The sequence below is a fragment of the Paenibacillus sp. P22 genome, assembly GCF_000469945.2.
Taxonomy (GTDB): Bacteria; Bacillota; Bacilli; order Paenibacillales; family Paenibacillaceae; genus Paenibacillus_O; species Paenibacillus_O humicus.
Genome location: NZ_CBRA020000034.1, coordinates 1 through 11,615, shown reverse-complemented (window position 1 = coordinate 11,615; position 11,615 = coordinate 1). Strand labels below are relative to the sequence as shown.

General features: G+C 57.7%; 12 protein-coding genes, 2 tRNA genes and 2 pseudogenes. 9 read left to right on the top strand and 7 right to left on the bottom strand.

Annotation, left to right across the window (positions count from 1 at the left end; genetic code table 11):
- The first annotated feature begins 167 nt into the window (after window positions 1-167).
- Together motA and motB are read left to right on the top strand one after the other, a co-directional pair.
- The gene (gene motA / locus BN871_RS07400; protein WP_048745204.1) at window positions 168-971 is read left to right on the top strand and encodes a flagellar motor stator protein MotA; all 804 of its coding nucleotides are present in this window, start codon (window positions 168-170) and stop codon (window positions 969-971) included.
- Complete coding sequence (gene motB / locus BN871_RS07395) at window positions 955-1,785, top strand: flagellar motor protein MotB (RefSeq protein WP_021882141.1); 831 nt, start codon at window positions 955-957, stop codon at window positions 1,783-1,785. Before motA ends, motB begins: the two co-directional genes overlap by 17 nt.
- A 158-nt stretch (window positions 1,786-1,943) precedes the next feature.
- Here the strand turns inward: motB and rluF are convergent, their stop codons facing one another.
- Both rluF and BN871_RS07385 read right to left on the bottom strand, forming a co-directional pair.
- Window positions 1,944-2,666, bottom strand: coding sequence for a 23S rRNA pseudouridine(2604) synthase RluF (gene rluF / locus BN871_RS07390; RefSeq protein WP_048745203.1), 723 nt, complete (start codon window positions 2,664-2,666; stop codon window positions 1,944-1,946).
- 87 nt (window positions 2,667-2,753) lie between these two features.
- Window positions 2,754-4,955 (bottom strand): ATP-binding protein, encoded by a 2,202-nt coding sequence (locus BN871_RS07385; protein WP_053086949.1) that lies wholly within the window; start codon window positions 4,953-4,955, stop codon window positions 2,754-2,756.
- A gap of 476 nt (window positions 4,956-5,431) precedes the next feature.
- Between BN871_RS07385 and tadA the strand changes: the two genes are divergently transcribed.
- Window positions 5,432-5,908 (top strand): tRNA adenosine(34) deaminase TadA, encoded by a 477-nt coding sequence (tadA, locus tag BN871_RS07380; protein ID WP_127508001.1) that lies wholly within the window; start codon window positions 5,432-5,434, stop codon window positions 5,906-5,908.
- 58 nt (window positions 5,909-5,966) lie between these two features.
- On the opposite strand, the gene BN871_RS07375 is transcribed toward tadA, so the two are convergent.
- The 3 genes from BN871_RS07375 to BN871_RS07365 form a co-directional block, all read right to left on the bottom strand.
- A complete protein-coding gene (locus tag BN871_RS07375) occupies window positions 5,967-6,179 on the bottom strand; it encodes an aspartyl-phosphate phosphatase Spo0E family protein (protein ID WP_021881284.1) in 213 nt (70 codons plus the stop codon).
- Window positions 6,180-6,341: 162 nt separating this feature from the next.
- On the bottom strand, window positions 6,342-7,445 hold the full coding sequence (locus tag BN871_RS07370) for a DUF1648 domain-containing protein (RefSeq protein WP_021881283.1): 1,104 nt from the start codon (window positions 7,443-7,445) through the stop codon (window positions 6,342-6,344).
- Window positions 7,442-7,858, bottom strand: coding sequence for a GntR family transcriptional regulator (locus tag BN871_RS07365; protein WP_021881282.1), 417 nt, complete (start codon window positions 7,856-7,858; stop codon window positions 7,442-7,444). Before BN871_RS07365 ends, BN871_RS07370 begins: the two co-directional genes overlap by 4 nt.
- Before the next feature lie 217 nt (window positions 7,859-8,075).
- Here BN871_RS07365 and BN871_RS07360 point away from each other — a divergent pair, with 217 nt between their 5' ends.
- The 6 genes and pseudogenes from BN871_RS07360 to BN871_RS29845 form a co-directional block, all read left to right on the top strand.
- Window positions 8,076-8,273: a hypothetical protein gene (locus BN871_RS07360; RefSeq protein WP_048745202.1), complete on the top strand. Its 198-nt coding sequence runs from the start codon at window positions 8,076-8,078 to the stop codon at window positions 8,271-8,273.
- Between the two features lie 50 nt (window positions 8,274-8,323).
- Window positions 8,324-8,400: transfer RNA gene (locus BN871_RS07355), tRNA-Arg, on the top strand.
- A gap of 130 nt (window positions 8,401-8,530) precedes the next feature.
- Window positions 8,531-8,908, top strand: coding sequence for a PH domain-containing protein (locus BN871_RS07350; RefSeq protein ID WP_021881280.1), 378 nt, complete (start codon window positions 8,531-8,533; stop codon window positions 8,906-8,908).
- Between the two features lie 87 nt (window positions 8,909-8,995).
- A tRNA-Pro gene (locus BN871_RS07345) sits at window positions 8,996-9,072 on the top strand.
- 133 nt (window positions 9,073-9,205) lie between these two features.
- Window positions 9,206-9,898, top strand: a pseudogene (locus BN871_RS29850) (SPFH domain-containing protein); the annotation flags it as partial.
- Between the two features lie 189 nt (window positions 9,899-10,087).
- Window positions 10,088-10,282 (top strand): annotated as a pseudogene (locus tag BN871_RS29845) (dihydrofolate reductase family protein); the annotation flags it as partial.
- A 364-nt stretch (window positions 10,283-10,646) separates the two neighbouring features.
- On the opposite strand, the gene BN871_RS07335 reads toward BN871_RS29845, so the two are convergent.
- Complete coding sequence (locus BN871_RS07335; RefSeq protein WP_048745201.1) at window positions 10,647-11,054, bottom strand: helix-turn-helix domain-containing protein; 408 nt, start codon at window positions 11,052-11,054, stop codon at window positions 10,647-10,649.
- A 133-nt stretch (window positions 11,055-11,187) separates the two neighbouring features.
- The coding region (hxlB, locus tag BN871_RS07330) for a 6-phospho-3-hexuloisomerase (RefSeq protein WP_048745200.1) at window positions 11,188-11,615 on the bottom strand (428 nt) is incomplete at its 5' end.

Genomic DNA, 11,615 nt, shown 5'->3' with positions numbered 1-11,615 from the left:
TTGTACACGGATATGTGGGGCCTTAACGCCTGGTGACACAATAAAAGCCAAAATTTCTCTAATCGCAACCAGCCGAGAAGTCGATATATAGGACACAAAGGGCTCGGCTCCGCATCGCCTCGGCGCTTGGAGAGCCTGTCATCAACCATTTTTGGACGGGGTGTATTATGGAAAAATCCACATTCATCGGTATTGTACTGGGTTTTGCCGCCGTATTGGTCGGCATGGTGCTTAAGGGAGCTCCGCTCCACAATCTCGCCAACCCGGCGGCATTTATGATCATCATTGTCGGAACGGCCGCGGCGCTCTTCATCGGCTTCCCGATGTCGGAGATCGCCAAGTTTCCGACTCTCTTGAAGCTCGTCTTCTTCAGTCCCAAGCTGCTCTCCCGCCAAAATCTGATCGGCATGTTCGCCGACTGGGCTTCCGTAACCCGCCGCGAAGGACTTCTCGCTCTGGAGACCAAAGTCGAGGACATCGAGGATCCGTTCCTGAAGAACGGCATGCGCATGATCATCGACGGCAACGACCAGGACTTCGTGCGCGAGGTGCTGCTCGAGGACATCGCGGCGACGGAGGACAGGCACAAGGCCGGCGCCCTCATCTTCACCCAAGCCGGGACCTACGCCCCTACGCTCGGGGTTCTCGGAGCCGTAGTCGGCCTCATCGCGGCCCTCTCGGACATGAGCGACATGGAGAAGCTGGCTCATGCGATCGCCGGCGCGTTCATCGCGACGCTGCTCGGCATCTTTACCGGCTACGTGCTGTGGCATCCGATCGCCAACAAGCTGAAGCGGATTTCCAAGCGCGAGATCCAGCTCAAGCTCATGATGGTCGAAGGCCTCCTCTCCATCCAATCCGGCGTCTCCACGATCGCCATCAACCAGAAGCTGTCGGTCTACCTGACGCCGAAGGAACGAATCCAAATGCAGGAATCGAAAGAAGGGAAGCTCATTGAGCAAGAAACATAAGCACGACGACCACGAAGAGCATGTGGACGAGTCCTGGCTCATCCCTTATGCCGACCTGCTCACCCTGCTGCTCGCCCTCTTCATCGTTCTCTACGCTTCCAGCTCGGTCGACGCCAAGAAGTTCGAGCAGATGAGCCGCGCCTTCAACATCGCCCTCAGCGGAGGCAACGGCGTCCTCGAGAGCTACAAGTCGATCGACGCCCAGGCGATGGTATCCGACAAGAAGGAAAAGGAGCAGGGACAGTCCTCCTCCCAGTCGACCCAGGACTCCCAGAGCCTGGACAAGGCGATGCAGGAGCTGATGCGCAAGGAGCAGGAGGATCTCGAGAAGCTCAAGCGCCAGGTGGACAAGTACATCAAGGACAACGGCCTCAGCACCCAGCTGGAGACGAAGCTCAACCAGTCCCGCCTGATGATTACGATCAGCGACCGCGCCTTGTTCCCTTCCGGCAGCGCGGCGGTGAAGCCCGAATCCCGCAAGCTCGGCACCTTCATCGGCGGCATGCTGCAGAAGTATCCCAACTACGAGATCATGGTGTCGGGCCATACCGACAACCAGCCGATCAACAATTCCGAATTCAGCTCCAACTGGGATTTGAGCACGATGCGCGCCGTCCGCTTCATGGACGTCCTTCTGCTCAATTCGAACCTCGATCCCAAGCGCTTCAGCGCCGTCGGTTACGGCGAGTACAAGCCTCTGGCCACCAACGACACCGATGTCGGCAGAGCCAAGAACCGGCGGGTCGAGGTGTCCATCATCCGCAACTACGCCGAGCCTTCAGCCAAAAGCGAAGTATCGGAAGTGTTCAAGTAGACAAAAGCCCCGCTTTCGCCGGTCGAACCGGAGAAAGCGGGGCTTTTCTTTTTAGCAGGGCTCGCACGAGCAGCGCTCGGCGGCGGCGTCAGGGGCTCGCAGACATCTCCGGCCCCCCCTCAGCCGGCTCCATCGGCAGCTTGATCCCTGCCGCCGGTTCAGCTCCGGCTTCCTGCGGGCGAAGCCGGCTCGTAGTCCAGATCGGAGAACAGCTGCTGCAGCTCCTCGCGGCTTAGATCGCGCCACTTGCCGACCGGCAGGCTGCCGAGCTGGATGTTCATGATCCGCAGCCGCTGCAGCCGGCGCACCTTGTAGCCGAAAGCGCTGCACATGCGCCGAATCTGCCGGTTCTTGCCCTCGGTGAGAATGATCCGGAATGTCCTCTCTCCGACCTTGGCCACCTTGCAGGGCAGCGTCATGCTGCCGAGGATGCGGACGCCCTCGCTCATTCCCTTCAGGAATATCGGCGTGACCGGCTGGTCGATGGTCACGACGTACTCCTTTTCATGGCGCCCTTCCGCGCGGAGGATCCGATTGACGATATCTCCGTCGTTGGTGAGCAGAATCAGCCCCTCGGAATCCTTGTCCAGGCGTCCGATCGGGAAGATCCGTTCCTTATGGCCGACAAAATCGACGATATTGCCCTCGATGTGGGACTCCGTCGTCGACGTAATGCCTACCGGCTTGTTCAGAGCCAGATAGACGTGGCCCCGGTGGGCGGATACCAGCTCGCCCTTCACCCGGACCTCGTCGCCGTCCTGGACTTGGGATCCCAGGACGGCAAGCGCGCCGTTGATCGTAACCTGTCCGCCTTCTACCAGCTTGTCCGCTTCCCTGCGGGAGCAGAACCCCGTTTCGCTGATCCATTTATTGATACGCAATCGATCCACCTCGGCTCTTGCTGCCTGCCTAAGCGCCGCTTCGGCAGCAGCTTCAATGGTACCATTGTACCACACCCTCAGCCGCTCTCAAGAAGCCGCTCCGTCTCCGCCGCTGCGCCGATCGGGAGACATGGGCAGCGTAATGAGGATGGATGTGCCCTGGCCCAGCTTGCTTTGGATTTCCATGCGGCCTTTATGGCTCTGGATGATCCGCTGGCTCACCATGATGCCGAGCCCCGTTCCGGTTTCTTTGCCCGTAAAGAAACGATTCCCGATCTTGGGTATGATATCCTCCGGAATGCCGATCCCTTCATCCGTGATCCGGACCAGGACGGAATTCGGCTCTTCCCTTTGGATGTCGAAGTATACGTTGCCGCCTTGCGGCATGGCTTCGATCGCGTTTTTGATGACATTGATGAATACCTGCTTGAGCTGGTTCTCCTCGCAGGAGATCAGGCAGCTGTCCGTCGTGAAGCGGGTATGGAAGACGGCATTTTTGAGATGGCCCTCGCTGTCCAGCAGCGAGATGACGTCGCCCAGCGTGTACCGGACATCCTTGATCTCGAACTTGGCGGCTTGAGGCTTCGCCAGGATGAGGAATTCGCTTACGATCAGATTGATCCGGTCAAGCTCGGCCAGCATGATGTCGTTATGCTGCAGATTCAGCCTGCCGCTCTGCTGCTGCAGCTGGAGGAAACCGCGCAGCGTCGTCAGCGGATTGCGGATTTCATGGGCGACGCCGGCAGCGAGCTGGCCGACCGTCGTCAGCTTCTCCGACTGCCGCAGCAGCTCTTCCATCTTCGCTCTGGAGGTGACGTCGCGGGCGACCGCCACCAGGCTCCACACCTCCCCCTGCGAGTTGCGGACGGCGGACATCGTCACGCCCACCGTCAGGTAATCCCCGTCCTTGTGGCGCCACTTCTCTTCTCCGGGCGGCAGCGCCTCCCCCTGGAGCATGCGGGCAAGCTCCGGATGCTTGTAGGCATGCTCGACGGGATGGACCACATCCGTAATGCGCAAAGAGGAAATGTCCGCAGGAGAATACCCGAATGTATGGAGGAAGGATTCGTTGACCCTCAGCAGGTTCCCGTCCAAGCCGATGATGACGATGGAATCGGCCGTGTTGTTGAAGATCGATTCCAGCTCTTCCTTCATGAGCGCATTTTCATTGACGGCCGCCTTCAGCTTGTCCGTATACGATTTCAAGCTTCCCGACATATGGTTGATGCGGCTCGCCAGTTCCCCAATCTCATCGCTGCGCTTCACCTCGATATCCCGGTCGAACCTGCCGAACGCGACTTCGTTGACTTTGTGCAGAATCCCCTTGAGAGGCCGCAGGAGCAGTTGGATGATGACCCATGTCCCGATCAGCGTCGCGGCCAGAATGAGCAGTGAGCTGCCGATCTGGTTGCGCCGGTGCATGGAGGAGAGATTCTCGATCTGCGTCCGGTCGACAACGACAGAGATGACGTAATTGCTGTTCTTCGCTTCCTCGAAAGGATACCAGGACCGGAGCACGGACTTGCCCCCGATGACCGCCTGTTCCGACTGTGCCTTGCCGGCTTCCGCCAGCTTCATCAGCTCGATGCCGCGCGAATCGGAAGTGTACTGCTCGCTTCCGTATTTCAAGGCGCTGGCGTCAACCCCCTTTTGCCCGCTCATGCTCCAGATGCCGATCTCAAGCACCTCGGGCTGATAGGTCCTGACTTGCTCGATCAGCGTGTCCGGAGAGTATCCGTGTGAATAGATTGTCAATGCAAGTATGTAAGGATGTTCGGAATCGGCGTAATAGCCCCACGATACGGGCACCTTGTCTCCATCGGAAAAGGTGTCCTTCATGAGATAGCGCTCCCCGCTTGCAGGAGGTCCGCCTGCCCACTCCGCAGGAAGGTCGCTCATTTTGAGCGCCATCTGGCCGATCCGGCTTGCGTCGCTAGAAGCCGTTACCCGGTAGCCTCCGGACACCGGCTTCAGCAGCTCCAGCTTTTCGGCTCCTGTCAGCTTGGCAACCTTCCTCAGGCTGGCCACGTTCTCCGCTCCCCCTACCAGAGTTGCCGCGCCCTCGATGGCATGGCGCAGTATCGTCGCCGCTTTCTCGCGCTCCTTCTCTCTTCCTTCCAGAAAGTCTTCCACCAATACCGATGTTTGACGGCCTACCGTCTCCGAGAACATGGCATTCTGCGAATTCAGTTCCCGACGGATAAAGTGCTCGTTGATGAAAACATTCAGGACCAGCATCACGCTGACCAGCAAGGAAATGATAAGGGAAAGCCTGGTTTTGACGGACAATGCCGGACACATCCTTATAAGAGGATCAATATCCAGATGATACCACATATACCCAGACTGCGGCCTCTTCTGTTCAGGGTCAAACGGCATAAAAGGACTTTTGATCCACAGTTCAACGTCCTCTTCTTCTCTTCCTCGGATGTATTCACAGCTCTGTCCACAAAAATGATGACTTATCAACATTTTCGGGGAGTTGTACACAGCGTTTCAGTGGATAGTTTGCGGGAAGATTCTAATAATTTATAGTTATCCACAAAATTGTGCACAACATGTTAACAAAAGAATGTTTGTTCGTAGCATAAAACGCTATTATTCGACATTCCCTCTCTGTCGAAAGTCACTGCTTGACGGCAGGAACGGGCGGGCAAGCTTGCTTCGGCCTTTTATGCACAGATTCTGTTGACAAGCGGCTTGCATCCGCCACGGGTATCGGGGACAATAAGTCCATAAACCCGCTTCAGGAAGGAAAGATTGATTTGCTTCGTCAGGAAGAAGATGAACGCTGGATGCGCGAGGCGATCGCCGAGGCCCGAAAAGCGGAAGCGATCGGAGAAGTGCCGATCGGCGCCGTCATCGTGCATGAGGGAAAGATCATCGGACGCGGCCACAACTTGAGGGAATCGATCCCCGACTCCACCGCGCATGCGGAGATGCTGGCCATCCGCGAAGCGAGCCGGAGCCTTGCCGCGTGGAGGCTGCTGGACTGCACGCTGTACGTCACGCTTGAGCCCTGCCCGATGTGCGCCGGAGCTTTGGTCCAATCCAGGGTCAAGCGGGTTGTGTACGGCACTCCCGATCCAAAGGCCGGCTGCGCCGGCACGCTGATGAATCTTCTGGATGAGCCGAGGTTCAACCATGAAGCCGAGCTTACGTCCGGGGTGCTGCAAGAGGAGTGCGCTTCGCTGCTCACCGATTTTTTCAGACGTCTGCGCAAATCCCGTTCCACCCGGTAAGAACAAAGTAAGGGCCTGCAGCTCCGGTTCTCAAGGGAGGCATCATCCGCTCTCTTGCTCACCGGGCCGCAGGCCCTTGTTTCCATATTCGTTCGAGCTTGAACTCGCGCTGCTGCTGCTGCAGCTCGACAATCAAGCGGTCCGCTTCCTCGCTGATGGCCAGAACTTCGGGATCCGTGAGGCTTCCCCGTTCCTCCGCTGCCTGGTATAGCCTTCTGCGCAGCTCCTGCAGCCTCTCCAATCGTTCGTTCCTCATCATATCGTCGCTCAAGCTACGCTCCTCACCTGGATGCTTCTTCCGTCGGGCTGTTCTTTATTATACCCGTATGGGGAGGATTTGTTTGTAATAACTTGTCGACAAAATAACGATAAATGGTGGAAATATTCGACAAATCCGGTTTCAGATCAGGACTTTAGGCTCATTTGAATAGGACTAAGGATTCAAATATAAGGGGGCCAAGGCAAATCCAAGGATAATGGCGAGGATCACCCACGAAACCGGATGGCCCCAGTTGAGCGTAAATCCGATGCCCGTCCGTTTCTCGACGAAAATAGCGGAGTCCGACCGGTCCCAATAGAAAGCTCCCGCCTTCCATTTCGCATCCTCCCCCGGTCTCGAAGCCTCCATCCTGCCCTTGCCGAGCTTCATCATGCTGACGACGGCAGCCGCCGACATGACAAGCGGCGCAATGCCCGCCGCCCCGATCAGGACTCCATTCATCCGGCTTCCCCCGTACAGCATGAAGGCTTGCAGGAATCCCATGAAGATCACCATGCCCAGGCCCAGCAGGAGCATCAGCAAGGACATTCCCTTGCGATAGCGGCGCTGCTGCTCCTCCGAGCGCTCCGGGTCGGCCGGATCGATCTTCATCCGGGCTGCCCCCGTCGTATAGTTGACGAAGATGAATATGGCCAGCATGAACAGCTGGACGAGATTCATCTCGAACACAGTGCCGTAGGATTTGTCCTGAATCCGGTCCGGAATTCCTCGAGCGTTGTAGTGGGTAATGATGCTGTCCGGTATTTTGTCGTACAGCAGCCAAGCGGCTCCGGCAGAAATAAGGATAACGAGCAGATGGGGAGCAAAGGCATAGAGCGGGTAGTGGAGCCGTTCCTTGCGGAGCGACAGGCTGGCGGCGGTCCTTCTCTCCTCCTGCCAGCCTGACTCGCGCTTCAGGCGCTCCGCCTTCTGATGGAAAGCGACGAACAGGCCTCCCGAAATGCCGAACAGCGCCAGCAGAGCGCCGACCGGCAGCGTCGCCAGCCATTGCGTGTCATCGACAGGCATCGTCCCGCCTGTTTTCCAAAGGATTCCCGCGGCAACCAGGATGCCGAATGCGAGGCCGTACCCGATCACCTGACCCGTATAGGAACGGCGAAGCTTGCGGACGGCATCATCGTCGACGGCCGACTTCGGAATTGAGATTCCGAACAGGATATTCCGCGGAGCAAGAGAAGGCTGGAAAGCCGCCACGGCCAGGACCAGCACATAGACAGCCCCCATCGTCAAGCCGAATCCGTACAAAGACATGTTCATCGCTCCCTTCCCCCTTCATGCGTATCTCTTGCTTGAGGCCGGATGCTCCGATAGGCGCTTCGGCATCTCTCCAGAAACTCTTCCTCCCGCATGCTTCGGCATAACGCCTCCGAGGCAAGCGATTCCAGCTGCCGCTCCATCCGCGTTCGAAAAGCATCCGTGACTGGCAGCGAGCCGGCCGGCTGCACGACCGCTCCCTTTTGCCGGTGGATATGGACAAAGCCCTCCTGCTTCAGCAGCTGGTACGTCTTGTTGACCGTATGCAGGTTGATGCCGAGGTCGCCGGCGAGGCTGCGGACCGAGGGCAGATTCTCCCCGGACTCCAGCCGGCCCGATGCGATGCCTCGGACGATTTCGTCATATAGCTGCGTATAGAGCGGAGTGTCGGACTCGTAGTCGATGGAGACGATCATGGCGGCGTCCTCCTCCCTTTATTACCGTATGTTTGTTATACACAAAGCATAACAGATAGAACGATACGAAGCAATAAAGCTTCCGCCATACTCCTTGCCGGCTTCAAGTTCTGAATCTCGTCCCATCCTCATAGAAATAGAGACAGAGAACAGGTCTGGCGGGCTCGCTCGACGGGAAAGCTGATAGGAACGAAAGCGGAAGGATGGATGAATGAGGATGGAAAAGAAACGCAAGGAGCAATTCGCCGCGGACGCCAGGATGGTGTACTGCCTCGACACGCATCGCCTGCTGGCTGCCGATGACCGGCTGTACGTGTTCAACACGGCATTCCGGACCTGGAGAGGGGTCAACTATCCGATTGCGGTCCGCAAGGAGTCGCTGCGCCCGTCCTACCTGATGGCCGTGTCGGATTGACGCCTCCGGTTGCAGGGACGCCGTCAACCATGGTATAGTAAATCCGATGCGCGCCCGTAGCTCAGCAGGATAGAGCGACAGTTTCCTAAACTGCAGGTCGTACGTTCGAATCGTATCGGGCGCGCCATTTCTACTTAAATGATCGGGAACCGTACGCTTGTGCGGTTCTTTTTTATTTCCTTCCCCGTATAAATGGAACTTTTTCCCTCATGGCGCGTTAGAAGAGGAAAGCGGAATGAAGGAAAGGGCGATAATCAATGGGCTTATTCGACGGGCTGATGGGAAATGCATCCGAGCTTGCTCCTGCCGAGGTGCAGAAGGAATTCCAGCATATGCTGGGCCGGAACGAACGCGTGGAGAAAGCCTACAAGCTGATACGAGACATGTTCCTGTTCACCGACCGCAGGCTGATCCTCATCGACAAGCAGGGACTGACCGGCAAGAAGACGGAGTACCATTCGTACCCGTACAAAAGCATTACGCATTTCGCTGTCGAGACCGCCGGCCACTTCGATCTGGACGCCGAGCTGAAGTTCTGGGTATCCGGCAGTCCGACGCCGGTCTCGAAGACGTTCAACAAGTCTCTCAATATTTACGAGCTTCAAGCCGTTTTGACCGAATACGTGTGCAAATGAGCGTGAGCCCTTCGTCCTTTGGATGAAGGGCTTCTTCCATCTTTACAGCTCCTTTGCATCCATGCTATTATTTTTTTGCAAAGTTTTCGAGACGTGGCTCAGCTTGGTAGAGCGCTTGCTTCGGGAGCAAGAGGTCGCAGGTTCAAATCCTGTCGTCTCGACCATCACAAACCCTTACAACCGGTGCCTGAGGCAGCGGTTTTTTTGTTGTTCCCTCCGTTCTTTTTACCAAACGGTGTCGAATCGGCCCATCCAGCGTTTATAATAGGGTAAAACCTTACCGATCGGAGGCGTCGCATGGGACTTTTCGATTTTCTGAAGGGCCAATTCATCGAAGTGATCGAGTGGCTGGATGACACCGGCTCCATGGTCTACCGTTTCCCCGTCTACGACAATGCCATCAAAATGGGAGCCAAGCTCGTCGTGCGCGAGTCGCAGGCGGCCGTCTTCGTCAACGAAGGCCAGATCGCCGATGTTTTCGGCCCCGGCACCTATACGCTGAGCACGCAGAACATGCCGGTTCTGACCGCCCTCAAATCGTGGAAGTACGGCTTCAACTCGCCGTTCAAGGCCGACGTCTACTTCGTCAGCACGCGCAACTTCACGCAGCTCAAGTGGGGGACCTCCAACCCGGTCATCATGAGGGATGCGGAGTTCGGCATGGTGCGGCTGCGCGGCTTCGGCAACTACGCCCTGAAGGTCCATGATCCGGCGGTGTTTCTCCGGGAAATCTTCGGCACCCAAGCGGCCTTCTCGGCGGAAAATGTCGGGAGCTACCTGAAATCCGTCATCGTGTCCGGAATCAGCGACCTGCTGGGCGAATCGCGGATTCCCGTCATCGATCTCGCCGCATCGTATGACGAGCTCGGAAGCGCCGCGGCCGCCAAGCTGCAGCCCCAATTCGCCTCCATGGGGCTTGGACTCACCGCCCTCACGATCGAGAACCTGTCGCTCCCCGAAGAAGTGGAGCGCGCCATCGACCGCAGATCGTCCATGGGAATCGTGGGCAATCTGGACACCTATATGAAGTACCAATCCGCCGAAGCGATCCGGGAGGCGGCCAACAACCCGGACGGAGGCGCCGGCGCCGGCATCGGCCTCGGAGCCGGAATGGCGATGGGCCAGGCGATGGGCCGGATGCTGTCGCAGCAAGGCGAAGAAAGCTCCGGTCATCCCTTCGGCAGTCCTAGGCTCGCACACCACCTGATGCAGCTTGATTTGATTGATGAGTATAAAATTACGGTTTCTCCTGTCCTGATCGGCAAGGGATTGCCGTTATTCCAAGGTCTCAAGGAAAAGATCAATCTTAGGCTAATTGAAAACAAGACCTTCGATTCTGGAGCAATAGGTCTCGTATATCAGACGGCAAGATGACCTTGCCGCTTAAGGTGATTAAGCCATCGAGAGACGATAGTCCAATTAACCGCCTTTTCACAAAGGCGGTTTTCTTATGGTCACAAATCAACAATAGAAGTTGACATAGCCTTTTTGAAAAAGAAAATTTCCAGTAAAAGGTGTCGAATTTACGGGCACATCATATGGCCAATAGGCCAAGCAGCTCATGCAAAGCCTATTCTTTGGAGAAACCTTTGAATGGGCGGATGACAAGCAGCTCTGTTCGCAAGCGGGACGTTTCAAAGGATGGGCGTTGAATAGAGTCCCCTTATTGGCCATCGATCACGCGAACCGGGGTTGCATTGCAGCCTCGGCGGCAGGCCGCCGCTCCTGCCCACAGAGTCTAGTCCAGGCTCGAAGCCGGCTGCGATGCGGCAGCCTCGACCGGCCAGCCCCGGCCGTTCCCGATGACTTCGTCGCCGTACTTTCGGCCCCAGTCATACATGAGGCGCAGCACCGGCATGAGGCTTTCTCCGTAGCCGGTCAGGGAGTATTCCACCCGCGGCGGCACCTCGGGATAGATTTTGCGGGCGACCAGACGGTCCTCTTCCAGCTCGCGGAGCTGATTGGTCAGCATTTTCTGCGTTATGGCGGGGATCAGCTTTTTCAGCTCGCTGAAGCGCTTCGTCCCGTCCGTGCCGAGATGCCAGAGAATGATCAGCTTCCACTTGCCGCCGATGACGGCGAGCGTCAGTTCCTTCTCGCAGTTGATTTCCTTCAGGTTGATGCGATCCTTCACTTCATGGGCCATTGCACCGGCCTCCAGTCTGTTCGTCTCTATGCCCCAATCATACTACAACTGTCCCTTCGGGCCTAATCGCGGCCTCCGCATGCCAAAAAGCCCGCACAGCGCCTGGGGCGCCGCGCGGGCAGCTGCAAATGGGCTATTCGAGGTTCGCATGGCGGCCGTACAGCTGACGTCCGTCCTGCTCTTGAAGCTCCATCAGCCGGAGCACGACGGAGTCGTAGAACAGCAGCAGTCCTTGCTCGAAAAGGGCTCCCATCGGCTGAATGGTGGATGCCCCTTGCTCGTCCTTGGCGGCTCCGGGCAGCCGGACGAGCAGATCGGCGGAGGCTCCAATCGGAGATTCGGGCTTGGTCGTCACAAGCGCAACGGAGGCGCCAAGCTCGCCGGCGCGGGCGGCCATGGCCAGCAAGCTTGCGGTAGAGCCGGAGCCSGAGCCGATGACGAGCAGCCCGCCGGGCCCGATGCCCGGAGTGACCGTCTCGCCGACCACATAGGCGGTCAGCCCGAGATGCACCAGCCGCATGGCGAAGGCGCGGCCCATCAGCCCGGAGCGTCCGGCCCCGG